Consider the following 26,367-nt stretch of genomic DNA (forward strand, 5'->3'; position numbering starts at 1 on the left):
CTAAGCCGCTTTACCAATTATCCGCCGCATAGCAAGGCCCTTTTCGACGTTCTCCCTAAGATCAGACTCAGAAAGACCACGGGAAATGTAATAGCTAACGATTTGAGGGTAAAAATTAAGCCGTTTTAACTGGCCCATGACTTGCTTGGTATCCATTCCGGAACGAGCACAAAGGGTAATCATGTTCCCAATCAAAAGACTGATATTCTTGGCTATCGGATCGATTGATTCCTTTTTTTTTCGGCATATCTGCAAACCATCGGCAGGCACATAAAAAACGGGGTCTTGCATGAATAGTTGCCAAACTGGATGAAGAATTGAATCGCGGGAAAAATGCGAGTCTCTATCTTTACGCCCATTGTCAAGATTGTAACGAGTCAACCTCATGCCATAACGCCAAATATCGGTGAGATGTTCAGCCACGGCTTCCCAAGATTCCAGGGTTTTATCCATACCTTGACCGATTTCACGGATAACTTGATGATGGAAACGGAGTTCAAGACGACGAACGCGCTTGTTTTTATCGTATGTACCCAAAGAAAATACTTCCCATTCTTTTTGAAAGTAATCCTTCTTATCGCGTTTGACGATTTCAAGCGATTTATCGTACATGCAGACTTGAAAAGCAGACGCCCGACCAATCAGATAATTCTTTTCAACACCTGAACCGCCATAAGAAGCAACCGCTTCAGAAATATCACTCAAGTCGATTTCTGATATTGAATCGAATGTTCTAATGGTTCTGGAATAGGTCGATAGATGATCGAGAAAATCAACAGGAAACGTAAACCCCTGATAATCAAGCGCCAAATGGACAGCACAGCCACGAGGCTTGGCATCATGGAGAAAGGCATTAGAAAAACCGTATTGACCGTGCAAACGCTGCCATATTTTTTTGACAGAGCGTTGACTAATGAAATGGGGGGAAAGCTCAATTTTTAGATGCTGGCCAGGAGAATCAAGTTTTTCATAATACGAGCCAAACAGGATAACAACACCCTCTTGATTGTTCTGAAGCTTGTAACGATAACGCGCGGCTTTACCCATTTTGGACAAATGCCAACAAATAGCCCCGGGACCTGGTTGACCCAAATAAATCAAGTCTTCCTTATTTTGAAGGTGAGTTTCTAACTTGTGAATCAAGCCCTCGTCAGGCACACCATGAAAAAGCTGTCTAATCGTATCAACGAAACAACCAACAATCTGGACATCCGAAAGATCAGTAAAGCCCAAATCATTGAAAAAAATTTTGCCTTGCGCGTCTTCGACGCCCTTAGACAAAGAATCAACAGAAAAACGACTAGAAAACTTCATAACAACACCTAACGACCTATTTTTGGATTTTGTCTGTAACGTGATACAAGGACGTTCACGGATTTTTTTAGATTCGCCCTGAACCGTGGCGCTCGGGACTGGCCTGAACGGCCCTACGGGCAATAAAACCCCTGAATGATGCGCTTAGCGCGCCCTTTTTAGATTTGGCTTGTTAATATGTGGAAAATTCAGGCGGGAAAGCGTGGGCATGGATAAGCTATGGACGGCGCGAGAGTCAATGACCACCGGGAAAAAACCCGATACAGGAAAACAAGAAAGCCGCTTGCCAAGACCAACACCGCCGCCCACAGCTTACCCACACCCACCCCGCCAGTTTTTCCACGATATTAACAAGCCGCCATAACAATTTCGCTTAAACGATCATCCGGTTTATTTTGATACGTTCAGGCCAGCCCCGAGCGCCACGGTTCAGGGCGAAATCATGTTTTTAAGTGGAAAGGAACGGAGCTACTTGTAATCGACTACCCCGACGAAACAAAAGAAGGCACAACGGAAGCAGCCGGAGAAGGCGACGTAATAGCAGGAACAGGAGTGGGCTTAGATTGAGGCGGAAAAGGCACAGTTGATTCAACGACCGGCCTTGGCCAAGCGGAAGCGGGATAAGTTCCACCACTGGTTATAATGTCCAGCCCATAAGGCCGCAACGCAAGAGCACAACCAAAAGCCTTTAATTCATCCAGCTTGAAACGCTCGACTAATTGTTGCCCATCATAAAATTCAACCAGGCCTGATATAACAAGATCACCATTACGGTCTTTTCCGGTAATCAAAGCCGCGAGCCTAGGGCGAAAACGAGTTACCAGATTTTCAACGAAAGCAGCACCACCGCCACCCACCGAAACGAAATTCGATTTTTCAGGCGATTTCTTTTCTTCAGGAGGAACCGGAGAAGGTGAAACAGACGCAACGTTTTTAACAACATCTTTCGACCCAGGTAAATTGAAGTCACCAAAGCCAATACGCCAGACCAAGAAACCGACCAAGAATACCGACATCAAAACGATTTTGACCTTTGCACCATCGGCTGTATGTACCTTTTTTCTTGCCATTTCATCATCCTCTTCAGATATAGTTTGAATATTATTTATGTCATCTATTTGCGCCTGCAAACGATCAATATAAACACGTTTGGTTAAATAACATGGCGGCAAATAAGTATAAATAGCCCGCATATCAACAACACGTTTACCTAAGATTTCATTACCATCATTAAAACGCTGGTTAGTATCATACCCATTATAAATATCGGTTCCCCGATAACGCCATTGCTCAACTCTAGAATCATTGAAATTCATCCCATAGTAAACATCGTAAAGATGAAATTTAGGCATATAGCCATCAAGAAATATAAATTCGAGAAAAGGCCCCAAGTAAGGTATCTTGCGACGATCAGAACGCGAAGCCTGTACAAGATAATCACAAAGAGTATTTTTAATTTGCTTATCAATTAACTCATGATCTTGAGTTAAAAGTATTAAATCCCAATGGTCTTTTCTAGATAATAAAAGCCATTCAATAATTTCTTTTCTACCCTTTTCTTTCCAAGATCGACTATTAAGCCATAAGGCCAATTCATCCAAAACAATTAAACCGTTTTTATCCTCATTTTTATATTTCGGGTCATAAGCAGGAGGTAAAGCCAAAAAATCCTCATAACGAGGACGATCAGGAAGACGATAAGCAATTGAGTTATTATCTTCAGGTAAGAGATTTTCTAAATATAAATCGAGATTAGTAGCAACTGGACAACCGCGAGAAAGATATTCCCGCATTTTGGCAACAGCACAAAGGCTTTTACCTTCCCCACGAACACCTTGGATAATCCAGCCCGGCATGATTAAACCGCCTTAGATTTAATTTTCAATACGTCATACCCAATTTTAGTCAACCAAGACCAAACACGAGCCGAAAGAATAGCCAAAAGACAAGGCACAGCATTGGACGGCATGACCCAACCCCAAACATCGAGAGCCAAAGAAGGAATAGTCTGATAAATACCTTGAACTATAGAAAACATAGAGGATAAATAAAGCGTTAATACTGTAATAATTCCCGCAATAATAAAACCTAAAGCAATAATAGCCGGACCATATTTATAGAGTATTTGATAAATAGCCGAACCAATAATACCTTGAAAAAACCAACGTAAAGCATTAAATAAAGCAGGCATTAGAACCTCACAATTGATTTAGAAATCATATTTAAAATAATCCAAGCCGACCAAACAGAAAAAAACCAAGCCAATATTTCACGCAAAGGCGCTAATTTTTCACAAGGCTCGAATATAAATTCTTTACCAAAAATAGTCGTATTGATACCACCAGAACAAGAAGAATCAGAAGGCAACAAAGAAGAAAAAGCAGAACTTAGACTATATTGATTCGCAAGAGAATAAGCAGGATTTGATTGATTAACAAAAGCCTCAAAAGAAGCACGATCTTGATTCAATTTATCATCTAACCCGTCAAATTCTATATCTGATTTATCATAATCAGATTCATCACCTATAAATTCAGAAACTTTATCAAATAATTCATTTAATTTATCTGAAATAGATTTAGTATTATCAGCTGTATCAAGAGTGTTTTTCTCGACTTTTGAAAGATCAATTTTAGGCTGTAGTTTATTTAAAGACATAACCGCAAAAGCATCACCAGGATGATTGCTTTTTATGGTTTGAGAACCATCAGGATTAGTAATAGTTTCACGTGTAACAGGCGGAACCCCATCTATATTCGGCTGAATAATTTCAGTTTCTTTTACAGTTCCATCTTGCTGAGTTTCAATTTGTTTAGTTGTTTCTATTTGAGGCTGATTAGAAACACAAAAATACTTAGTTCCAGAGGTATAGCAAGTTTGACCAGGTTGAGGAGAGTCTTCTTGCCTTAAGCAAACAAACGAACCATTTTCAAAAAGACATTTAAAAGGCTGATCATCAGAAGCACAAAGAGGTTGTGAACCACCAGGCGTCACAGTACAAAACTTATTTTCTTCATCAGATGGAAGAGGTTTAACGCAGGTTTTACCATAGCCTTGACCTATATCAACCAATTCAAAACCTTCAGCACATTGGGAAACTGGACAAGTAGCAGGATAAATTACAGAAGAACCGTCTTCACATTGAATAGACGGACAACCGGCAATAGAAAATTGGCCACCATCCGAATTTAAACAAACAGATGGAGAACCATCAATCATTTCAGAACATTTGGGAATAAAATCATTAACATTTACACCCAAAGAAGTGCAACTAGGAATTGGAACAGAACAAGTACCATCAGAAAGACGTGAAGAACCAGAAGGACAAACATCAACACACTGATTTAAGTAAACTTCTTTACCAGTAGGACATGAACAAATTCCATTTATATCGCGAGTTTGGCCAGAAACAGAACATTGAATATAACCAGCAAGGCAGTAGGCATAATAATTACCACCACATATATAACGATTATACCAACCATTAATACACATGCTTGCGCCGCTAGATTCACCAGTTTTAACAGAGCAACCAGCAGCAGCAAAAGCTTGTGAGTCAGAAGAATACCAAGTTGTACCAGCAAAAGAATTGCCAGCCATGACCAGCAAATAGAAAAATACTAAATACCGAATCATGGCCAGCAAAGCCCCTAGTTATTAAGTGGCAGAAGAAGCAGCACGCTTGAACATGCGCAAGATGATGAAAGCAACCGTGATAGGAATAGCCGCCGTCCAGGCCAAATCAACCAAGTCAAGAGCATCAGCTGAAAGATTGGTAAAGGCAGTTTCAGCCGCAGCTGGCAAAGCAGCAGAAGCAGCACTTACACCAGCCAAAGAACCAGCGACAACCAAGCCGCCATTTTTCAAAGAGTTTTTCATAAAATCACCTTTTTAACGTGGTGGAAAAATTGCCTTGGCAGCCATTTTAAAAGCCGCCAAGAGATAACCGGCTTTAAATCCTGTACTGAAAGCAACAATTAAGTAACCTATCAATTCTTGAAAATCAGATGCAGTCATATCAATAGGGCAAAAGTGATGCTAATTTGATACCCGAGATAAAACCAACAACCCACATGAAGGCATAAGAAAACACCATCATAAAGTTCAGAATGTCAGTTAATAATTGTTCAGTCATAATTTTAAGCCGACTTCACAGCGTGAAGATGTTTTAAGCCAAAGGCTTAGATTCATTTACAGCAGGTTTTTTGTCCGCTGGTTTAGTATTAGTTTCAGGAATGTATTTTCTAATCGATACGGCAGAAAGAACGGCCTTATTTTGACCACCCATATCAACATCACAAAGAATTTCCATTACCTGAGGTAAAGTAATATCGCCTGATTCCTGCATGGCTTGAATTTGAGGAAACATATCGAAAGGCATTTTAACTTTAATAATTTCATTGCCCAAAACATTAGAATTCTTTCCCGTATTAGGTTTAGTAACCCAGATTGCACCGCCTTTAGAATCTGCATCGATAGAATAACGAGTAACAGATTCGACATTACCAATAACGGTAGTTCTCATGGTTTCCATTAAGGCTTGATCATAAGCAGACATAGTAAATACCTTGTTTGAATGTTAAAAAAATGAGCAGATTAGCCAGTTGCTCAGCTGGTTATTTCTTTAAATAATCCCGAATGTTACGAAGAAAAAAATTAATGCCGTCATAAATAAACAAAGCCGCCAAAGTAAGTAAAAATTCCATAGTTATGAATAAGGGTTTAAGTTTAAAAGACCAAGAAGCGTGCCGCTTAACTCCTAGATAGAAGCCCCTCCCGCTCACCATCCAGCATATAAACCGAAAGAATCCGCTGTATGGGGCGCTCGACAGTAGCCGACAACCGCGAAGGCGCAAGGGTAAAGTGAACGCTAAGCGCCCTTGCGCCTTCACGGTATGCCGGCTCAGTCGGCTAAACCCCATACCGCGGCTCCGTCCGGCATTTATAAGCTGGTTAGCAACTTCCATAATCCTTCCCTATAGGTCTTCAGCCAGATTTAAGCGATCGACATTGGAGTAATGCAACGTAATAGCGTCTTGCAGTTCTTTAGGAAGTTCTTTGATGTAGATTAGTTGACGATGAATATAAAGAGTCATCACCGATTTAGTTAAAGTGAAGGGTTTAATGCCACGTTGAGTAGCTTCTTTTTCAAGAAGCATATAATTTGCAGCACTCAAAGCAGTTCGAAAGTTACGTTCCTTGGATAAAGCCGCTTTATTCTCCATCCGTGGAGGTAAAGAAGCTTCGTCTTCAAGGAATTCATTAAAAGGAATGTTCATTATTAAACCTATACAAGAAAGGAATTAACATATAGATAACGTTGGAAAACCACGAAGACTAAGCGAATCATTAATATCAGAAATAGTCCTGTAACAAGCCCGTGAACCAAGCATCAAATCAGACATCAAAACCGCAAAAAGATCACGTTGAGAAAACTGATAAAGCTCATCAAATGAATAAATCTTTAAAGAATGTAATCGATAAACAGTTAAAGCCTTAAAAATATAGCCAGAAACAGGAAAACCACTTAAACCTTCAGGAGCAGAAACTAAAGGATCTGGCTTATTAGGAATGTAATCAGCCGCCCCGTCTTCACGACCTTGAGCAATTTCGCCAGTAGAACAAGGCAGTGGTGTTATTAATGAATCAAGCCAAGAAGCAGTAATAGACTCAATTTTAGATAAAAATAAATCGATATTATTATCGATAAAACAAAATTGACGCGATCTGTTGAATACATCAAACAAGGCATTAAAACGAGCTTTAAAAAAAGGAATCGAATTAAAGACCCGAGAAAAAGAAGAAGATAAATCTATAACGATTTCATAGTTACGTCGTTGATGATTAACATCATTAATAGATAAACCATATGAAATACAAGAAATATGACCTTGTATTTCATAGATGGCATCTTTAAATATCCGTTGTTGTTCAAACGTTATTTGAGTAGACATACCCACCCCCTTACGCAATAGCCAATTTAGCCATTTCAGTTAATGCAACAACATTAACCATTCTCTTTTTGCCGATCTTGATACTTGGCAAATTGCCATTGATGACTTGGCTTTTAACGCTGTCATAAGTCATACCGGCGAGTTCTCCGAACTGGGTCATTGTCATAACAGGAACAAAGCTTTGAACCTGTACCGTGATTTGCTTGACTTCTTTTTCGTGCTGTTCCATTGTTAGCCCCTTAGCCTCATTCGGCTGGTTGTGGGTCGTTGTGGGTTTTCAATTTTTAGAAAATAGTACTAAGTTATTAGTGCTAGGTCAATATTTTTTAGTAATATTTGCATAATGCTAGGCGAAAGAATAGAAAAACTAAGAAAATTCAAGAAGTTAAGCAGAAGGAAGTTAGAAGAACTTACCGGAATAACTGACTACACTTGGCAATCAGTAGAGATAGGAAGGCAAAAAGCAAATGAAGACCACATAGAAGCACTAGCAAAACTATGGCCAGAATACAAATATTGGCTTGTATTCGGTGAAACAATGGCAGAGAGCGGTCAGATCAGCCCAGAGCTTGAAGAAATCAGACGAAATCTAAAAACGGGTACACAATAGCGGAGAGGGTAAGGGGAAAATGGACAGGTACAGAAAAATAGACTGGAACAACGAAAGAAGAACAATAAAAGATAAAAATGAAAAATTCAAAATTCAAGACATACACGAACCGATCAAACCAAGAGAAAAGAGCACACCAAAGAGAAAGGAAAGATACTTTGACGAGAACAAGCTATTTTTACCGATATTTTTAGCAATCGTAACAGCGGCCGCCGTCATTGGAGGCTTTAAGTTATATTGGGACTATCTTGAGCGCCAAGCATTAGAAAGAGATTTGAAAATAGCCAGCGAACAATTCAAGAAAGAAATGGAAAACATACAAAGAGAAAGCACGAGGTATATAAAGAAGACATTTCCAAAACAGCAAAATTCTAAACCGCAAAAACCAGAGCCAGTATGCAAACCGACAAAAATAGACAACGTTTGGCAAATGCACTGCGAATAGATAGCTTTCCTTTTTCTTTCCATCCAGACACACCACAACAACACATAAAGACCTTTTTAATTTAAGAAATTGCTTTAATTTCAGGTCTTTATGTGTTGTTGCGTATTATAGCAACGGTCTTTTAATGCGATGGTCGTGCGTTCGAATCGCACACGACCCACCATCAATTCGATATACGAATCAAGCAGTTAGCTTTCACGGGCGACTGCTTTTTTTGTGCCTGTCATTTTTCATTTCCGATTTTTTGACGATTAAGCCGCCCGAATCAATGTCAGCTCGGGTTGTTGCTTGCCGTCGCAAAGCAATTCAACACACTCAATGAGACGAGCAATTTCCGCCTTACTGTAATGCGTCGTGATATGCCCCGCGTGATGACCCAACAAGTCCTGACGATCTTCAAGGCTCACACCGGCAGCGCGTAACCGCATGCCAAACGTATGCCTCAAATCATGCACCCGTACATCAGCCAGATTAACCGCTTCACGGGCTTTTCGCCAAGCTCTGTTGTTCATCCTTTCTAATCGGTTGCCTTTCAGGTGAAATACGTACTCTGATTGACCCCGATAACGATCCACAATCGATCGTGCTACAGCATTCAGTGGCACGATACGTTCATGGCTATTTTTTGCACGCTCTTCCGTGACGATAAATACTGATTCATCAGTCCCGGAAATCTTAGCTTCGTGCTCCCATTTGAGACCACAGATTTCCTGATCTCTCAAACCGGTATGCAGCGCGAATAACACCATATCCGCCAAATACGGCGGCATGCTCTTAATCAGTCTTTCTTGCTCTGCAACCGATATAGGACGAGGCTTTCGCTTTGCTCCCTGTATGCTTGGTAACAGCGGCGCAGTGTCAAGCCAGGGTCGGCCCTGTTCGTCACGCCACATGGCTACGCAGAGATTGAATACTCTGCGTAGCACCGCCATATCCCGCTTCAAGGTTCCTGCCGAAATTCCGTTTGCTTTTCTGTCTCGAATATACCGATCCAAAGACGCAGAATGGATTTTCTTTAAAGCCAGGTCACCAATATAGGGCATCACCGCCCTTAAAGTATCAATATCCCGGTCTAAAGACCGTTTGTGTTCATTCTCCTCAGTGAAGCGAGCGGCCGCTTCATCAAAGATTCGATCTCGACGTTCACCATAAACCACTACGCTCCGGATCTCTTGTATCCGCTTTGCTAAGTAGCGTTCAGCGGCTTCGAGTTCCGTTTCTCCAGTGCTTTCGCGAAGCTTGATGCCCGCAACGGTTTTGTCGATGTGCCAGATTTGGCCTTTCTTTCTAAGGCCGGGGGTTGATTTTGCCATGTTAATTCCTCCATTGGCTTACCCGGCTCTCCGTTCGCAGCTTTGAATGTATCAGCCCATGCATCTAAGTCAAGTCGATCATAAAAAACAGCTCTACCAACTCTGATTTCAGTTAAGTATGGTCGAACCAATTTATTGAAAACTGGTTCGCTCATACTTAGATATTTGTGTGCGTTCTTTTGTCGAAAAAACCTTGACTGCATCTCTTCCTCATGCCGCATAACTCGGATCTCCGGTTCATTGTTGATTAAGAGCCTACAGGTTAAATCAGCAAAAAAATGGATATTTGGAACATGCCTTATTTGTTTCAAAGAGGCACTGTGGATGGACACTTGAAAGAAGCAGGCACTACGATTGGGTGCCGCGAGCTATATTGAGGATTTTAGCAGCAACTACTTGAACATCTGAACGCGGGCATTCCAGTAGAGTTACTGCCTTGGCCTATTAGAAATAGTTTTATCTGATGAATAGCCGCAAGCCTAAGCCCTCGGTCACTGAGTTATATCTTGCTTCTTTATCTTACGGATTGCGCCACAGGTTTGATAATCCAGGAATATTAACGAAACGTTCAAATGTATTAAATGTATCTATGAAATATTCAATAAAGCCGTTTATATACTCAATGCTGTACAGCTCCATTTTTTCAATAACTTCTTTCCGAAATTCAGCTTTTCTCTTCTTTAGTTGTAATGCATCATTAACTATTATTTGTACTAGACGATGGTCTTCAATGATGGAAACGACTAAATCATGTCGAATGGTTAAAAACTTATACAAACTATCTGGCATACAATACAATAATGCACTCAAACTCTTTTCTTTTTTGATATAACTTTCGTTTATTTTTGACAGCCAATTATAAACATTAATTTGATTATTAGTCCCGCCTTTAATCCGATTAGTATATTCTTTATTGATTTTTGTTCTTGATCGAAGCTTATTATTTTTAATATATCCATTCAGAAGTAGCGCAGCGGAGGCTCCAATATAAGGATAACGAAACATTTTACGTTTAAATTCATATCGTTCGTCAGGTGTTGCTTCAAGATTATAAAATCTTACGTACATTTCAATCACTATCGTTGCGCATTCAAGCAAATCGTCCGGAATTTCATTTTTCTTTATATCAAACATTCCTTGTAGTACATTAATAATTTCAGAAGTAGAGTTAACTAGCTTCATCAAATAAATTCTATCCGGAATTTCATTGCTCAAATCCGGATACATGTCTAGAAAAAAATCATAATCTTGTTTGGCTCTATTTAGAGATGAATGTTTTATTAACGTCAGCATGAGATTATCTTTTTCGATTAAGCCAAACTGAGCACTAAATCGCTTTAAATGCTCATCAACATACTTTTGCACATCTAAATAGGTTTGGTCTAAGGAAGTAGACCAATCTCTATTATGAACACTTGTCCATCTTTCCCAGCACAGATTAAATAGTTTTTGTAGATAATCATCGAATCTTGCGAGTTGTTGATCAAAGTTGGTTGCACATTCATTTTTTGATAGCAGCAGGTGGTTTAAATCAGGGCGTTCATTCAAAACCGACTGTATTAATTCCTGGTAATAAAACCGTAGGATGGCGTCATTGAGACGTTTGTTATCGTTTGTATGAATCGACTCTTGATCTTGGAATCCATCAAACTCGGTTGCCACAGGGTTATTGGACATTGAAGGAAACTTCGTGTCATTCAGCATGAGTTCATGCCAACCGTTTTTAGCGATAGACAAGAAACTAAACAAACTCAATACCTTAAAATAATTAGACTTCTCATTATCAAAAAAGTATTTTTCGAGTTCGTTTCCTATGATTTTAGCTACCGTTTTTCTGTGAAAAAAAGGTTTGTCTTTAATGTCAAATACGGATAAAAAATAGTTCAGTAATTTTTTTCGCGACAAATTAATTTCGTCAATTGCTTTAGGACAAGAAAGCTCATTACGAGATTTAGGAAAAATATCAGCTTTATTTAAAAGTATTTTATGTATCTCATACTGGGTATAACAAAGTCCAACGTACCATGAAAGTAACATTCTAAAATCATTTGTCGTTTTTAGTCTTAGCAACAAAACATTATTATTTATTGGCCGTATAGACGAGAGTTTTCCTAAAAATGGTCCAGAAAATTGACAATGAAAAGTTGTATTACTTCCTTCGGCGTACTTTTTTTCTACCCAAGCTTCATTGTCAAAAAAATCAAAATACGAAAATTTATGTATCGATAATTGGTTGACGTAGACCAAAACTCCTTCTTCATTCTCTAGCTGTACAAGCGCAATATGACGCACTTGATCTTTATGAACTGAGTCGTAAGAAAATTCATATGCACAGAACGTATTAGCGCACATGTCGGCCGACTTAGAATTTTCGGCAACTATTCGCTTGGCATTATTTATTTTATTTAAAATCGACTCAGCACTATCGATAGTTAATAATCCCATCTACTTTCCCTCTTTACCTGAATGCATTTTCTTCGCACACGTTCGCAGGAATAAAGTCATTAGAGTGACTGAAACCCTAGACTAAAATCTTTGGTGATTGTAACTTCAGAAATATATTGTGCGCTAATGTGGAAGATAAAAATTTGTCATCCCGCTTTTAAAAAATCCCAGTCACATATACCTACCCTGAGCTTACTTAATCCGTACTAGACATCACGCCTAATCGCGGATGAGTACGCTTGCTTTTCAATTGTCTTTTAACGCGTGACGCCTGGCGTAGACGTTAGTCTTTGTTCTGCCGGATTGTAATCCTGGATGTTTGATGCACTATGGCGTGTGGAAATCCAAGATTGCATCCGGCATTTTCTTAAGGAGTATCAATAATGAGTATGCAATGTCCCATTTGTCGTTCCCATCAGGTCATCAGCTTGGATCGAGGCAAAAAAATCGGTGGCGTGATCGGTACGGTGGGCGGTGCCGCGAGCGGTGTGGCTGGTGCCATGACCGGTGCGGCTACCGGCGCGGAAGTCGGTTTAACCGTCGGTCTGATAGCCGGGCCAGTTGGTAGCACCATGGGCAGTGTTGCAGGGGCGATTTTCGGTGCACTGATTGGTGCGGCCACGGGTGGCGTCACTGGGGCCAAGCTGGGCGAAGTCATCGATCAGCGTGTGCTGGATAACTACGTCTGCCAAGACTGCGGCTTGTCTTTTAGCCACTATGCCAGACTAGATCAGACTATTTAGTTTTTGTGTGTTCATCGTTTCAACAACCGCGCAAAGGTATCAGCTATCAGCTATCTCGCTGGCTGTTTCCCTGTTTAACTTATCTTTAGGAGTCATTTATGGCACATTTACTCGAACAAATGGCCTATGTTGGCCAAACGCCCTGGCATGGCCTGGGCAATCCACTCGCCCCCAAACAGCCCATAGAAGTCTGGGCCAAACAAGCCGGGATGGATTGGCAGATCCAGGAATCCGAGGTTCGCTTCATGGCCGATCAGGTCGGTCACCTAGGGACAATTCATACCTTTGCGGACCAAAAGGTGTTGTACCGTTCAGACACCAAGCAGGCTTTGTCGGTGGTTTCCCAACGCTATCAAGTCGTGCAACCGCGCGAGGTATTGGAGTTTTATCGCGATCTGACCGAGATTGCCGGCTATGAACTGGAAACCGCCGGTGTCTTGAAAGGCGGCAAAAAGTTCTGGGCCTTGGCGAAAACCGGTCAATCGACGTCGCTAAAGGGCAACGATCTGGTCAATGGCTATCTGCTATTGGCCTCCTCCTGCGACGGCACGTTAGCAACCACGGCAACGCCCACCACGATCCGGGTGGTCTGCAATAACACCCTGACCATTGCCGTCAACGGCGCCACCCAAGCCATCAAGGTGCCGCATAGCACCCGTTTTGATGCGCAGGCGGTCAAGCAACAGCTCGGTGTGGCGGTATCGCAGTGGGATGCCTTCATGTACCGCATGCGCATGTTGTCGGAACGCAAGGTGAAATCGCATGAGGCGATGAACTACTTTCTGCGGGTACTGTGCGACGTGCAGCCAGCCAATGGTGAACCGGTAGCATTGAGCAACGAACGCGCCTTGAAGAAAGTGCAGAGCCTGTATGACGGCCAAGGCCGGGGGGCTGAACTTGATTCGGCGAAAGGCACGGCCTGGGGACTGCTGAACGCTGTCACCGAGTATGTCGATCACGAGAAGCGAGCCCGCAGTACCGAGAGTCGGATGGATTCGGCCTGGTTTGGGCAAGGTGCGACTATCAAACAGCGAGCCTTGGATGCCGCACTGCAACTCGCGGCTTAAACCGGTCATGCCGAGTTTATCTACAACACCCCTTTACTAGCACAACGACACAACACCACAAAACGCCTGGTCAGCTTTGGGCTGACCGGGCGTTTTTGTGTCTGGGGTTTCCTTAATCCCATTTCACTTTATGAATCTCAGGAGGTCATGATGGCCAAAACCGCCTTACAACGATCCACCTCAACCAAGCCCCGTCCCGCCTTACGCTTGGTTGGTACCAAAGACTTGCCGCGCGAAGACTGGCTTGAAGTCAGAAAACGCGGCATTGGCAGTTCGGATGCCGCCGCTGCCGTGGGTTTGAATCCCTATAAATCCCAGTTGGAACTGTGGCTGGAGAAAACCGGTCGTGATGAAAACTTGCCAAAGACCGATCCGCAGGACGAAGACAGTCCAGCTTACTGGGGCAACATTTTGGAACCGATTGTGGCTGCGCATTACAGCCGTCGTACCGGCAACAAGGTGCGGCGCATCAATGCCGTGCTGCAACATCCGCATCCTGGTCTGTCCTGGATGTTGGCTAATATCGACCGGGAAGTCATCGGCGCTGATGATGTGCAGATTCTGGAATGCAAAACCGCCGGTATCAATGGTGCTCGTCTGTGGAAGGAAGGCGTGCCGGAATATGTTCAGTTACAGGTCCAGCATCAGTTAGCGGTCACCGGTAAGGTGGCTGCCGATGTGGCTGTTCTATTGGGTGGTCAGCATCTGGAGATTCATCGAATTTCGCGCGACGAAGCGTTGATTGGTCGCTTGATTCAGCTTGAGCAAGCCTTCTGGCGTTACGTGGAAACGGATACGCCGCCACCGGCAGACGGTTCCGAATCCGCTGAATTGGCTTTGCGCTGTTTGTATCCCGCTGATTGTGGCGAGACCTTGGATTTCAGTCAGGACAGACAGTTATCAGCCACATTCGCCGATCTGGTCAACGTGCGGCAAAGCCTGGCGGATTTGGAAAAACAGGAAGCTCAGTTCAAACAAACGATTCAGCAAGCCATGGGTGATGCCAGCAAAGCCACCTTTGAAACCGGCGAAGTCACCTGGAAGAAAGCCAAGGATAGCGTGGCGCTAGATACCAAGCGTTTACTCCAGGATCAGCCCGATCTGTTACAGCAGTATGCCACCACCAGAACCGGCAGTCGTCGATTCCTGATTCAGTAATTCAAGCCAATCCCCCTAAAGCCCTGCCAGTCAGACGCGCAAACTGGTCAGGGCCGCATGTTTCAACCATTCCCATATTTCAGTTCACAGGAGCACACCATGTTAAAAGGTCTAGCTATCACGCCGCCAGTACTTGGGCGAATTTCTATCGGCAAGGTCGTCGAAAAGAACGGTAAACGCTTACCGGAGAAAGACGACCAATTCACCATCACCAGCCAATTGCAAAACAAGGACGGCTGGTTAGCTCATCCGTATGATGAAGGCTTGCGTAAAGCCCAAAACGGCAAGATTCGCAGTATTCCGATTCGGCTAATGTTCAATGATCCTGATTTAAACTTTCGGGCGGAATACAGCTTGTTCGATCGAAGCACTGGCCGGCCTTTATGTGTCGGCAATGGCGAAAGCTGTAAACGCCGTTCCAAGGACGGTCTAAGCAGCCTGCCGTGTCCAGCACCGGAGGGTTGCACCCTGGCACAGAATGGTGCCTGCAAACCCTATGGCCGCTTAAATGTGCTGATCGGTGACGAAGATCCGCTGGGCAGTTTCATTTTCCGCACCACCGGCTTCAATAGCATTCGAACCTTGGCGGCCCGCCTGGAATACTTTAAGGCCATTTCCGGCAATCGGCTGTCTTGTATGCCGCTGGAACTGAAACTGCGCGGCAAATCCACCCGCCAAAGCCATGGCACGGCGATCTTCTATGTCGATATTACCTTACGGGGCCATCAAAGTATCGAAGAGGCCTTGGCGGAAGCCAAGCGTTTGGATGACGAGCGTCAAGCATCAGGCTTCGATCAAGCCGCGTTGGATCAGGCCGCACGACTGGGATTTGCTAATGGCGCGTTTGAGGACAATGAGGACGACGGCTCGGCGGTGGTGGAAGAGTTTTTTCCGGTGGAACCCACGGAGCCTTCCGCTACCCAGTCAACGCCGCTGGCCCCGTTAACCGCAAAACTGGACGCGAAAACCCGGCAGCTGGATAGCGATGACTCCACTCAGGGTCGGGGTAGCGACAATCCCATGCCGGATGCCATGTTTTCAAATTAACGATGGCTGACTGCTGCGTTGCCTGCAATAGCCGCTGCCACCCTTTTTTAATCACCCTGCCGGGGAAATCCCACCCCGGCAGGGGCTGACGTTTCTCCGGTTTTCATAATCACGGGAGAAAACCCATGTTATTCCTTCGAGGCGCTAATAATCGTTACCGTGTGGCTGATGAAGACGATGTGATCTTCGAGGCCATTCAAATCTACAACCGCTGTTTCAGTCGCGGTGAAGCCTTGACCAGTCCGGACAAAGCGAAGGACTGCATCAAGTTAAAACTGGCGCCGTTCGAATACGAAGTGTTCCTATGTCTGTTTTTGGATAATCAGCATAAGGTCATCGCCTGCGAGGAATTGTTCCGAGGCACGATCGATGGGGCTAGCGTCTATCCGCGCGAAGTGGTCAAAACTGCCCTGCAATACAATGCGTCGGCGCTGATCATGGCGCACAATCATCCGTCCGGTATCAGCGAACCCAGCCAGGCGGACCGCGTGATTACCGACAAACTCAAATCGGCCTTGGCTTTGATTGACATACGCGTGCTCGATCACTTCATCGTCGGTGAAACGGTGTACTCCTTCGCCGAACACGGTTTGTTGTGATAGCCGTTGTGTTTCGTGTATCGATCAATAGGCAACGCCAGTCAACGTCATACGCAGTCTGCCGCTTTGCAACTAACTAAACAAGAAGTTTTTCGTAAAAGCCCTGTTTCGTGTCGGATAACGGCACAAAAACAGGGCAATTTTTTTCTTTAGTTAGTTTGTTGTTGGCAGTCAGTGTGGTTTTCATAGCCAACAACCTGTAGCGATGTTTCCCGAGTCGACACCGTGTATCCAGAACCTTGGGCTTTATGAAAACGGGTTGCATCAGTATGGAGTCTTCGGCGGTCGAAAAAAAGTCCTAATAGTATGGGGAGAGTAATCGTCGTATCCGTATCGAGACTGGGATGTCATTTCGATGCCTGTATTAATATTTTTTGGAGATCTCCAAATGTCTGATAAAAAAGATAAGTTTGCCCACCTTAAAGCCATTGCAGCCGGTGAGTCCGGTGAGTCATCCTTGCCAGAAATATGGAAGCACGAGGTCGATAACCCCTTGATCGGTACCATCAAGGGATTTAGCAACTTCGAACATGATCGCTATGGCCACCAAGAAACTGTCATTGTTGAATTAGAATCCGGGGAGCTCGTATCCGCAATCCTTAACAACTACCTCAGCAACGGGATGCAGATTAAGCATGCTGAGGTAAACGATCTGGTATTGATTCAGTTGCTAGGCAAGGAGAAAAGCCCCAATGGTTCAACGTATAACAAATTCAATCTTGTAGTTGAAAAAGCTCAGTAAAACAAAGGACAGGGCACTGGCTTCGGCTGGTGCCTTGTTTTTTATTTGTCTGAACAATGAACCGCAACGTTGAACGTCGTCAGCGATCGGCCCCTGACGGCCAAAACCCGCCGCTCGGAGTAGCTATCCCATTTTAATAATTAAGGCACCATGTAACCCAATCGGCTGTCCGGTATTCGGCTACGTTTTGGGTCGTCGTTTGATGGCTCTAGGCTCAATACGTCCAGGTCGGTTGTCAACCAACTGTTCAGCCACAAAAAGGAGCTGGCAGACCCGAGAGGAATCCGGGTGACCGTTTGCTTTCGGGTTTACCTTTGCACCCATTACGATTCATATGGAGCCAATTTCACTTTGCCCGTGGGCTAACTTGAGTCGCTGACACAAAAAACTCGACAATATCCTGACTTCGCTCGGGCCAATGTGAATGGATTTGATCACCTTCACAGTACAACGTTTTTACGCCCCCGGCACACCCTGAATAAGAGGAGCAACCATTTGCGATTTTATCCGGAATAGGATCACATTTATTACAAGCTGCCCACCAACCCACCGCTTGCTGACCATAACCAGGAAACAGGCGATCCTTGCTGCTGTGCATGATCATAACCGGCAAGGGCTCGGGGCATTTGCGGTCGCGTAAATCATCATACGCAACCCCTGCTGCGCTCGGCGCAATGGCACGTGGGATGTGTCGTGTGCCAGTCATAAACGCTAATGCCATTGCCGAAGTTCCTCCATCGGAATGTCCCGTAACATAGACCTGTTTTTCATCAATACACCACTTTTTGGCCATTAAACTGGGAATGGTGCCTAATTCTACGGTAGTGCTGGGCGATAATTCCGGGTGATCCGCATAGGCCACGATGAAACCGGCTTGGGTAGCAGGAAAAGTGAACCCAGTTGTTTTTTCGGTTTTAGCCCGATTCGATCCCGCCGGAGAAAATACCAATAATAGTGGGTGGGCAACGGATGCATCATAATTGGCTGGTGTGCGGACATTGTATTTGATGCCGTTTTCGGTTTCTTCGCCATAAGTCTCTCCAGCGTCTCCACTGAGTTGATCAGCTTTGCAAAGACGTTGCCGCATCTCAGGCCGATACACGGCTTGCCCCAATTCTACCGAGTCGCCACTATGATCCATCAAAAGCATGACAACCATCACCAATATCGGTAACCCGAATAGCACTTTCTGCCAAGAATTGGTTCTTAAAAGAAAAACCTTTAATTGAGTCATATTCATAGTCATATTCCCCCTAAGTTCGTTTGACTCGTCTGTACCATTCGATCATGCCTCAGATGAGTGATTGGACGCGTCCTTATTCGCTAACTTCATTACTATATAAGCCAGCAACAACAAGCTTCCGATCATCACAATCTGCGGCATATAGCCTTTTCCCGGAACCGATTCCAGGCCAACAGAGAACGGAATATGAGTATCAAGACGCTTATCCTTGTCGACAATAGCGATGTGTGCCAAATAATTACCAGCACCATATTGACTAAAATCGACCATACTATCGAAAGTGCCGTTTTTAACTTTTTTCGGCTGCTGATAAAAAACCCTTTGCCCTTCAGGTTCTTTGGTGATTTCGAATTCCACGCTGACATTGCGCAGACTTTTACCTTCGTAGTCGAACACCAAATTAGTTGGGCCGATTTCGGGAATGATGCTGCAATATTCCCGATCCCCTGACAGAGTCGGGGTATAGGCCGTGAAATGGACTCGTTCAAAACCAACCCTCGTAAAGCAAGCATCGGCCTCGTCAGGCGCACCGCGATGCGCTTGGACAATAGTCGGCATTAATCCGACCAAAAAGACAACAGGCAGCAGACTCAGCCACCTAATGCGTTTATAAGCCACCTTTTTTAGTGTGTTGATAGAGTTAGACATTGATTTGCTCCCTCTGTGATTATGTTAAATCCGATGGTCGGTTTAGAAATCAAAGGTTTCCACCTCGGAGATCAGAAACAACGGCTCACCACCGCTAGAAATCTCAACGGCATGCTGAGCTGTTTCTTGACCGCCTGGTGAATTCAGACAAGCCTTTAATTCAGCGAGTGATGGAAAATAAACCTCGGCAATCCGATGAAACGGCGCTGCAGATTTATCTGTATTGGAAAGAATCAATGAGGCGACAAATCGTGTTTTGCCGACCAGCTTTTCGACAGCCATCGGCACATGCTCATCAGCATAACGACGTTCAAAAGTTTTTAAATCTATTGGCGTAGGGTACATTACGATTAATTTTGCAGTTTTCATAGGAATATTGAATATTTATGTGATTGGGTGTTTATATTAAATAATGAGTTAGGTCAATTGTAAAATACCATTTTTCTATGGAATAATAGGTTTTACCTATTCAAAAAGGAGGCAAGCAGTGGAAATGCAACAAATACGCTATTTTCTGGCCGTCTGCGATAAAGGTTCGTTTACTCGCGCTGCACAAGCAACCTATGTGGCCCAACCCTCCCTGACGCAAGCAATTAAGAAATTGGAAGATGAACTTGGCGGTGAGCTATTTAGCCGAGACCGCGGCGGATGTCGATTGACGGCTTTAGGACGTTTGATCGAACCTTCTATTCGCGACATAGTGCGCAAGACGCAAGCTATCAAAGCTGAGGCTGTGCGTTTCAGCCGCTTAAATACTGTGCCACTTCGCATCGGAGTGATGACGACAATTGCCGCACACCATTTAAGTCCATTCTTCGCTGACTTTCAGCAAGAACGACCACATGTAGAACTAGAATTAGTCGTCGACAGTGAATGCAATCTATTGAATCAACTTGATGAAGATGGCCTGGATTTAGTTATCAGCGCACCAACATCCTTACCGGCAGGGCATTACCAATCTTTAAAGCTGTACGAAGAACGCTATGTCGTCGTCTTCAACGACAAACACCGTTTCAATCAAATGCAACAAATTGATTTAGCGACCATACAAGCTGAACCTTACTTGGATCGCCTGAACTGTGAATTGCGTGAAACACTGAGGAGTGTGTGCCAGGGGCGGCAGGTCAATCTTTATGCTGCCTATAGAAGTAATAGCGAAGAGTGGATACTGAGTATGGTACGCGCCGGAATCGGTGTTGCGCTAATGCCGGAATTCACCATCACCAAAAATGCAGATAAGATTCAAGTTCGTTATCTGTCAGATCCGGAAATTCGTCGCACAATCTGCGCTATATTCCCACCCACATCGACTGCAAAACCCGAAGTGGCAGAAGTATTGAAAAGTCTGCGGATGGGTTTTTAAAAAATCACAGGTTAGACAAAACTAAATCAAAAGTCCGATTTTGGCATTTAAAAGGGTTAGGGCTTACAACCTCAATTAGGATAACCATTCTCAAACTCCTTGTTCCTTGCCAATATCATTCCCAGCTTAAAAAACTTATAATTTATTGAATTAATTTGTGAATTGCATAAAACAAAATTCTTTATTAAGGGTACAAAGTCGGTGTCAGGTTTTGTGCAGATAACGGGCATTCAATTTCAATCATTATGGCTCTTCCGTATTTTGCGGAGAAACCACTACATGTAGTGCTATAGTCTTTGCCTGCCACAGTGAGTTTTGCTAAGGTCGACAATTTAACGCTGGAGTATCGTGATGACACAGTCGCTACTTCAAATACCGCTGGATATACCTGATGTTTGTATCGAAAAAGTTGAAACCACCGCCAAAGGCGAGTTCATCATCACGGTCAGTAGTACGTTAACCAGTGCAACCTGCCATCAATGCGGCCAGAGGATCGATAAGTTTTATGGCTATGGCAGAGAAATCACCTTGCGTCATTTGTCGATTTTCGATCGGCCGGTTTGGATCAAGCTAACCCCCAAGCGCTATCGATGCCCTGACTGCCCCAAAGGTCCGACGACCACGCAACAATGTGGCTGGTATAACTGGAAAAGCCCCCATACCAAAGCGTATGAGCAGTGGATATTGCGTGAATTGATCAACAGCAGCGTGACCGACATGGACGTGAAGCACGGCATCAGCGCCGAAGCGGCGGAAGGGATTATCAATCGGCACGTGGCCCAACAAGTTGATTGGTCTGCCATCCAAGGCATTCGCTTGCTGGGACTGGATGAAATCGCTTTGAAAAAAGGGCATCAAGATTTTGTGGTCATCGTGTCGGCTATCGATACCGAGGACCATAAGCGGATTCTGGCGGTGCTGCCCGACCGCAAAAAAGAAACGGTTAAAGCCTTTTTGCAGAATATTCCCGAGGCACAGCAACACGCGTTACAACGCGTCTGCGTGGACATGTATGAAGGGTATCGCAACGCCGTCTATGAGACATTGCCCGGCGTCGAGGTGGTGGTTGATCGCTTCCATGTCGCCAAGCATTATCGAGACGGCGCCGACCAGGTCCGCAAGGCGGAAATGAAAAAACTCAAGAATACCCTGTCTGCCGAGGATTATGCCAAGCTGAAAGGCGCGATGTGGGCTTTTCGGAAGCGCTGGATGGAACTCTCTGCCGATCAGCAAACCGTTTTGCTTTTTCTATTCCAGCAAGCCCCCATTTTGCGAGAAGTCTATATCCAACGGGAGCTTTTGACGGGTATTTTTGAGCGCCGACTCAATAAGGCTGAGGCCGAAAAAGCCTTGGATCGCTGGATGGAGCATATCAAAGTCTTGAAGTTGAAGGGCTTTGATGCGTTTGTCAAAACCTATCAAAACTGGCGAAATGAAATCACCAACTATTTCATTCGCCGGGAAACCAGTGGCTTTGTTGAAGGGCTTAACAACAAAATCAAAAGCATCAAACGACGCTGCTTTGGCATTTACAATACCGTCCGCCTGTTTCAGCATATCTGGCTTGATATCGAAGGGAGACGGTTGTTCGGTTATGCATAACCCTATATGTCGGGGCTACTCCGCGAAATACGGAAGAGCCATCATTATTAGGGTATTCAGCGGCAGAAAAGTGGCCGTTTGTGTGAGGTCACCAACGGCTGCTTTGTAGCCCTCCAGTTCGCAGAATCTGAATTTCACTGAATGACCGGTTTGGAGAAGCTCGATAGACGGGTTTGGGTCGTTTGTTCACCGTCGAGTTACTTCGAAATCTAGTTTCTGACAGTCCGCTTATTGCTTGTGTTAGTTGATTTTGTCGAAAATCATTCTTTGATCAAAAAATCTAGCTAAACCGCATGAATGCAACGCTCGTCATCGTGCCTGGGATTATTGACCCAGTCGCTTACTGGTATTGCCATCATCTGCGAATAGGCATGATTATCGAGCAATTCGAATGCTTGATCTGCATCGGTGGTTTTATCCAGCCACTGATGATAATGCTCTAACGGGATGATCACCGGCATTCTGTCGTGAATCGGTTGCATCAGTCCGGCCGCTGCGGTTGTGATGATTGTACACGAGTACAGAGTTTCGGTTTCATGCTGCCACTGCTCCCACAGCCCCGCAAAGGCAAACAATTGGTGGTCAGCATGATGGATGTTAAATGCTTGTTTGCCAGATTCGAGTTTCTGCCATTCATAAAAACTTGAGGCAGGAATTAAGCAGCGCCGATGATTGAACGCTGAGCGAAACGACGGTTTTTCACGAACGGTTTCCATGCGGGCGTTGATTAGATGTGAACTGTTTTTACTGTCCTTAGCCCAAGACGGCACCAAGCCCCAGAACAGATTCACCGCCTTGCGCGACTGATCGTCTAGTTCGACGATGTTGAGAATTTTCTGTGCCGGTGCAATGTTGTAGCTTGGCTGAAAGTGTACTTGGCGCAGAATCTCGAAATGTTCAATAAGGGCCTCCGGTGTTGCTGTCAGAGCGTAACGTCCGCACATAGATATTCACCTTGTTTTAACCCTGTTTTGAAAAGCCTCTCTGTCAAACGACGATGTCAGGCCTCGAATCCGATCTCGAACGAGGAAAGACCAGATTCGTCCCCATAGATCAAAGACAAACAGGAAGGATCTGGTGTATCGATCTGATGCGCTGAATACGCGTCCAATAGGGGCGTGATATGTCGTGCCGATCTAGGCGTGGTATAAACGAAATAGCAAGTTTCATCATCAGTCCAGCAGCCAAACATTGCCATGCCCTCGGGCCCGTTTTTAGCCACATAGGCTGCCCTGAATGCGCCAAAGAGCACGGCCATTTCACCGGATTCGTATTCCTGGCGAGAGAGTGTGATGCGGTGCCAACTCATGGGTTTTATCATCTCATACCTTCTGTCACAAATCCTTAGATTGATCCGTATAGCGCCGGTTGTGCCAGTCATAAGAGCGACAGATCATAGCTTAGCGGCCCAAGAATCTTAACATGCCTGCAATTCCGTACCACCAAGCCATCTTGACAAGACCGAATCGAGTTTAAAGGACGCATTCATGATCGAGACGGGTGTGCAAAACCTTAATCATCTGGAGTGTGCACACTCCGAACTTGGCATCGATGGGCAGCATACAGCGTCGATGTGTTTCAGTTTAATTTTTGGAGCTCCAGATGTTTGATAACTACGAAACCAATAACGCAAATGATAAATTTGCGAAATTAAAAGCGATTGCAGCTGGCGAAGTGTCAGCACAACAGCCAATACCCTGGCAACATGAAGTCAACAAACCCTTGATTGGCACGATCAAGGGCTTTAGTGAATTTCATCATGACCGATTCGGTCCCCAGAAAACGGTCATCGTGGAACGGGAGAACGGCGAGGTCGTCTCGGCTTTCATGAATGCCTACGTGTCCAACGGCATGGAACTTCAAAATGCCCAGCCCGGCGATTTGGTATTGATCCAGTTGATGGGCAAAGCTAAAAGCCAGCATGGCAATCAGTACAACGAATTCCAGCTGTACATTGAGAAACCAACATAACGTCAATTGCAATGCGTTATCACAAGGCACCGGCTTCAGCCGGTGCCTTGTTGTGTTTATTTGTTTGTGCGAATGGCAAATTAGGCTGTTTGCGCCTCCTGTGGGTCCAACATTGGGCGAGCTGAGAACGCCCGCCGTGCCGGGGCGCTGCGTTCGTGAGTTTCGACTACTACGAGCCATCCCGCACGTTGACCGTCAGCTGCGGCATCGCCTGTTTGAATATCTGAACTCATTAATTAGGTGTAATCAAGGAGCCAGACTTTTCTGGAACATAGTTTTTAGTTATAAAAATGCAGCGAGTGCATTTATTTTTGTATAAAATGCATCTAATGCATTAGTGTTGGGCTCCTCGAATGGCAATCACCAGTATCCCTCAATTAGTCAAGATGGCGCGCAATGGACGCAGTCAGTCTGAATTTGCTCTTGAACTTGGTGTGAAGCAGTCTACTTCGGAAAATTTCAAGCTAGTTGTCGCCTCAATGTAAAAACTTATGCGGTTATTTTGTTTTGGTTAGAGGGCTCCTGGTTCGAGTTGTTTTGGGCTTCGGCATGATCGGGATTGAGATGAACGGTATGGATTCTGTTCCAGTTACGAGTATTTTTACTCCAGCGCTGCGGATTTTGGCGGCGGGCGTTTTCATAGAGCGCGGTGCGTTTCGCCAATAGGGCTAAGTCCAAGCCGGCATGGCGTTGCGCCGGGGTCACAAATCCAATGGCGCTATGGCGGTGTTCGTGGTTGTACCACTGCACCAGATCGGCCACCCATTGCCGGGCAACCGTCAGGTCGGCAAACGGTTTCAACGGGTATTGCGGGCGATATTTCAAGGTTTTGAACAGCGATTCCGAATAAGGGTTGTCGTTGCTCACGGCCGGGCGGCTAAACGAAGGGACGACGCCGAGCCGCTGCAAGGTCGCGAGCATGGTAGCCCCCTTCATAGGACTGCCGTTGTCGGAATGCAGGATGATCTGCCCAGGCCGCAGGCCTTCGCGTTGAACAATATCCTGCATCAGTTCGCTGGCCCATTGGCTGCTTTCTTCCTCAAATACCTGCCAACCCACAATTTGACGGCTAAAGATGTCGAGGAACAAGTAGAGATAGTAAAACTGGCCTTTGATCGCCGTCGGCAGATAGGTAATATCCCAACTATAAATCTGGTTCGGCGCGGTAGCAGTCAGCGCGCGGGGTTTGCTGCGCGGCTGACGGGGGCGTTCGCTACGGCGGTGTTTCAGCTGCTGGGCGGCTTTCAGAATGCGATAGATCGTCGATTCGGACGCCAGATAAATGCCTTGATCGGCCAGGCGAGGCACGATCTGGCTGGGCGGACAATCCGCAAATTCATCGGAATTGGCCACACTCAGGATGTGGGCGCGCTCGGCCTCGGTGAGCGCATGCGGCGGCGTGTATTGGCGTTGCGGTCGACGATCGGCTTTCACCGGTTCATCGTCACCGGCTTGCCAGCGCTGCAAGGTGCGCGGGCTCAGACCCAGTACAGCACAGGCTTGGTCTTGGCGGGCACCGGCGGCCATCGCCTCGGCAACGGATTCGATCAGGTTTTGGCGCTGCTGAAGAGACGTCATTCGACCTCGCCCCCCAACAGCGCCCGGACCTTTTTTTGCAGGATCAACAAAGCGGCGGCTTCGGCCAGGGCTTTTTCCTTGCGAGCCAACTCGCGTTCCAGGCGTTGGTTTTCGGCTTTTAGGCTGCGTAGCGTCTGGCTGTCTTTGCGGTCGTTATCGCTGCTACCGGCTGTGCAGAAATCGGTCTTCCATTGTTGCAATTGATGGGCAAATAACCCACGTTCGCGACACCAGGCATTCAAGGCCTCGCCCGACAATGTGTGGGTTTCCTGAAGTGCCTGCAAGCGCTGTTCCGGTGACCAATCTTGAGGGCGTTTTGCTGGGCTTTTTGCCCGGTTCTTATCGTTGAGTGCTGTGTGGCTCATCCAGGTTTTTAAGGTGTGCACGCTGAGATTCAATTCATCAGCGATGGCTTGTATGCTGCGATTGCCTCGGCTATAGACTTTGGCCAAGGCTTGTTCTTTGAATTCATCAGAATAACGGGTTTTTGAATACTTCATGTTTAAATCTCAAATTTCATACAGT

The 26,367-nt window shown here is 45.1% G+C and carries 29 protein-coding genes; 11 read left to right on the plus strand and 18 right to left on the minus strand.

Annotation, left to right across the window (positions count from 1 at the left end):
• The 10 genes from NM686_RS19815 to NM686_RS19860 all read right to left on the minus strand — a co-directional run bounded on the left by NM686_RS19815 (position 1) and on the right by NM686_RS19860 (position 7,497).
• Positions 1–1,314: a hypothetical protein gene (locus NM686_RS19815; protein ID WP_255189543.1), complete on the minus strand. Its 1,314-nt coding sequence runs from the start codon at positions 1,312–1,314 to the stop codon at positions 1–3.
• A 482-nt stretch (positions 1,315–1,796) separates the two neighbouring features.
• On the minus strand, positions 1,797–3,170 hold the full coding sequence (locus tag NM686_RS19820; RefSeq protein WP_255189544.1) for a zonular occludens toxin domain-containing protein: 1,374 nt from the start codon (positions 3,168–3,170) through the stop codon (positions 1,797–1,799).
• Positions 3,171–3,172: 2 nt separating this feature from the next.
• Entirely contained in the window at positions 3,173–3,505 is a 333-nt protein-coding gene (locus tag NM686_RS19825) for a DUF5455 family protein (protein WP_255189545.1), read from the minus strand.
• Positions 3,505–4,950 (minus strand): hypothetical protein, encoded by a 1,446-nt coding sequence (locus NM686_RS19830; protein ID WP_269021958.1) that lies wholly within the window; start codon positions 4,948–4,950, stop codon positions 3,505–3,507. The genes NM686_RS19825 and NM686_RS19830 overlap by 1 nt, the downstream gene beginning before the upstream one ends.
• Positions 4,951–4,971: 21 nt before the next feature.
• Positions 4,972–5,193: a major coat protein gene (locus NM686_RS19835; RefSeq protein WP_255189547.1), complete on the minus strand. Its 222-nt coding sequence runs from the start codon at positions 5,191–5,193 to the stop codon at positions 4,972–4,974.
• Positions 5,194–5,205: 12 nt separating this feature from the next.
• The gene (locus NM686_RS19840; protein ID WP_255189548.1) at positions 5,206–5,331 is read right to left on the minus strand and encodes a hypothetical protein; all 126 of its coding nucleotides are present in this window, start codon (positions 5,329–5,331) and stop codon (positions 5,206–5,208) included.
• A gap of 151 nt (positions 5,332–5,482) precedes the next feature.
• Positions 5,483–5,872 carry a hypothetical protein gene (locus NM686_RS19845; protein ID WP_255189549.1) on the minus strand — a complete coding sequence of 130 codons (390 nt, stop codon included), beginning with the start codon at positions 5,870–5,872 and terminating at the stop codon, positions 5,483–5,485.
• Positions 5,873–6,290: 418 nt separating this feature from the next.
• Positions 6,291–6,593 carry a hypothetical protein gene (locus NM686_RS19850; protein ID WP_255189550.1) on the minus strand — a complete coding sequence of 101 codons (303 nt, stop codon included), beginning with the start codon at positions 6,591–6,593 and terminating at the stop codon, positions 6,291–6,293.
• 24 nt (positions 6,594–6,617) lie between these two features.
• The gene (locus NM686_RS19855; protein WP_255189551.1) at positions 6,618–7,268 is read right to left on the minus strand and encodes a hypothetical protein; all 651 of its coding nucleotides are present in this window, start codon (positions 7,266–7,268) and stop codon (positions 6,618–6,620) included.
• A gap of 10 nt (positions 7,269–7,278) precedes the next feature.
• Positions 7,279–7,497 (minus strand): hypothetical protein, encoded by a 219-nt coding sequence (locus tag NM686_RS19860; RefSeq protein WP_255189552.1) that lies wholly within the window; start codon positions 7,495–7,497, stop codon positions 7,279–7,281.
• 114 nt (positions 7,498–7,611) lie between these two features.
• Between NM686_RS19860 and NM686_RS19865 the strand changes: the two genes are divergently transcribed.
• On the plus strand, positions 7,612–7,878 hold the full coding sequence (locus NM686_RS19865) for a helix-turn-helix domain-containing protein (RefSeq protein WP_255189553.1): 267 nt from the start codon (positions 7,612–7,614) through the stop codon (positions 7,876–7,878).
• Positions 7,879–7,897: 19 nt separating this feature from the next.
• Entirely contained in the window at positions 7,898–8,323 is a 426-nt protein-coding gene (locus NM686_RS19870; RefSeq protein WP_255189554.1) for a hypothetical protein, read from the plus strand.
• 251 nt (positions 8,324–8,574) lie between these two features.
• Here NM686_RS19870 and NM686_RS19875 read toward each other — a convergent pair whose 3' ends face one another.
• Positions 8,575–9,636, minus strand: a complete 1,062-nt coding sequence (locus tag NM686_RS19875; RefSeq protein ID WP_255189555.1) for a tyrosine-type recombinase/integrase — start codon at positions 9,634–9,636, stop codon at positions 8,575–8,577.
• A 519-nt stretch (positions 9,637–10,155) separates the two neighbouring features.
• A complete protein-coding gene (locus NM686_RS19880) occupies positions 10,156–12,081 on the minus strand; it encodes a hypothetical protein (protein ID WP_255189556.1) in 1,926 nt (641 codons plus the stop codon).
• 383 nt (positions 12,082–12,464) lie between these two features.
• On the opposite strand from NM686_RS19880, the gene NM686_RS19885 reads away from it, so the two are divergent.
• The 6 genes from NM686_RS19885 (at position 12,465) to NM686_RS19910 (ending at position 17,437) form a co-directional block, all read left to right on the plus strand.
• On the plus strand, positions 12,465–12,824 hold the full coding sequence (locus NM686_RS19885; protein ID WP_255189557.1) for a DUF3482 domain-containing protein: 360 nt from the start codon (positions 12,465–12,467) through the stop codon (positions 12,822–12,824).
• Between the two features lie 98 nt (positions 12,825–12,922).
• Positions 12,923–13,891, plus strand: a complete 969-nt coding sequence (locus NM686_RS19890; RefSeq protein WP_255189558.1) for a DUF932 domain-containing protein — start codon at positions 12,923–12,925, stop codon at positions 13,889–13,891.
• A gap of 147 nt (positions 13,892–14,038) precedes the next feature.
• Positions 14,039–15,049, plus strand: a complete 1,011-nt coding sequence (locus tag NM686_RS19895; protein WP_255189559.1) for a YqaJ viral recombinase family nuclease — start codon at positions 14,039–14,041, stop codon at positions 15,047–15,049.
• A 99-nt stretch (positions 15,050–15,148) separates the two neighbouring features.
• On the plus strand, positions 15,149–16,096 hold the full coding sequence (locus NM686_RS19900; RefSeq protein ID WP_255189560.1) for a recombination directionality factor: 948 nt from the start codon (positions 15,149–15,151) through the stop codon (positions 16,094–16,096).
• Between the two features lie 125 nt (positions 16,097–16,221).
• Positions 16,222–16,695, plus strand: coding sequence for a RadC family protein (gene radC / locus NM686_RS19905; RefSeq protein ID WP_255189561.1), 474 nt, complete (start codon positions 16,222–16,224; stop codon positions 16,693–16,695).
• Between the two features lie 388 nt (positions 16,696–17,083).
• Complete coding sequence (locus NM686_RS19910; RefSeq protein ID WP_255189562.1) at positions 17,084–17,437, plus strand: hypothetical protein; 354 nt, start codon at positions 17,084–17,086, stop codon at positions 17,435–17,437.
• Between the two features lie 346 nt (positions 17,438–17,783).
• Here the strand turns inward: NM686_RS19910 and NM686_RS19915 are convergent, their stop codons facing one another.
• The 3 genes from NM686_RS19915 to NM686_RS19925 are packed head-to-tail and all read right to left on the minus strand — an operon-like array spanning position 17,784 to position 19,697.
• Positions 17,784–18,677 carry an alpha/beta hydrolase family esterase gene (locus tag NM686_RS19915; RefSeq protein WP_255189563.1) on the minus strand — a complete coding sequence of 298 codons (894 nt, stop codon included), beginning with the start codon at positions 18,675–18,677 and terminating at the stop codon, positions 17,784–17,786.
• A 45-nt stretch (positions 18,678–18,722) separates the two neighbouring features.
• Positions 18,723–19,328 (minus strand): hypothetical protein, encoded by a 606-nt coding sequence (locus tag NM686_RS19920; RefSeq protein WP_255189564.1) that lies wholly within the window; start codon positions 19,326–19,328, stop codon positions 18,723–18,725.
• Positions 19,329–19,370: 42 nt separating this feature from the next.
• Positions 19,371–19,697 (minus strand): EthD family reductase, encoded by a 327-nt coding sequence (locus NM686_RS19925; RefSeq protein ID WP_255189565.1) that lies wholly within the window; start codon positions 19,695–19,697, stop codon positions 19,371–19,373.
• A 118-nt stretch (positions 19,698–19,815) separates the two neighbouring features.
• On the opposite strand from NM686_RS19925, the gene NM686_RS19930 reads away from it, so the two are divergent.
• Both NM686_RS19930 and NM686_RS19935 read left to right on the plus strand, forming a co-directional pair.
• A complete protein-coding gene (locus tag NM686_RS19930) occupies positions 19,816–20,691 on the plus strand; it encodes a LysR family transcriptional regulator (RefSeq protein WP_269021965.1) in 876 nt (291 codons plus the stop codon).
• Positions 20,692–21,042: 351 nt separating this feature from the next.
• Complete coding sequence (locus NM686_RS19935) at positions 21,043–22,293, plus strand: ISL3 family transposase (RefSeq protein ID WP_255187011.1); 1,251 nt, start codon at positions 21,043–21,045, stop codon at positions 22,291–22,293.
• Positions 22,294–22,577: 284 nt separating this feature from the next.
• Here NM686_RS19935 and NM686_RS19940 read toward each other — a convergent pair whose 3' ends face one another.
• Positions 22,578–23,237: an SOS response-associated peptidase gene (locus NM686_RS19940; RefSeq protein ID WP_255189567.1), complete on the minus strand. Its 660-nt coding sequence runs from the start codon at positions 23,235–23,237 to the stop codon at positions 22,578–22,580.
• Positions 23,238–23,293: 56 nt separating this feature from the next.
• Positions 23,294–23,602 (minus strand): hypothetical protein, encoded by a 309-nt coding sequence (locus NM686_RS19945; RefSeq protein WP_269021967.1) that lies wholly within the window; start codon positions 23,600–23,602, stop codon positions 23,294–23,296.
• 293 nt (positions 23,603–23,895) lie between these two features.
• Here NM686_RS19945 and NM686_RS19950 point away from each other — a divergent pair, with 293 nt between their 5' ends.
• Positions 23,896–24,264, plus strand: a complete 369-nt coding sequence (locus NM686_RS19950; RefSeq protein WP_255189569.1) for a hypothetical protein — start codon at positions 23,896–23,898, stop codon at positions 24,262–24,264.
• 489 nt (positions 24,265–24,753) lie between these two features.
• Here the strand turns inward: NM686_RS19950 and NM686_RS19955 are convergent.
• Positions 24,754–26,342, minus strand: a protein-coding gene (locus NM686_RS19955; protein ID WP_168033312.1) for an IS3 family transposase whose coding sequence is annotated in 2 segments (ribosomal slippage) — positions 24,754–25,871 and positions 25,871–26,342 — 1,590 coding nt in all. Because the reading frame shifts where the segments join, the coding sequence is not laid out codon by codon here.
• Between the last annotated feature and the right edge of the window lie 25 nt (positions 26,343–26,367).

This window comes from Methylomonas rapida (assembly GCF_024360925.2).
GTDB lineage: Bacteria > Pseudomonadota > Gammaproteobacteria > Methylococcales > Methylomonadaceae > Methylomonas > Methylomonas rapida.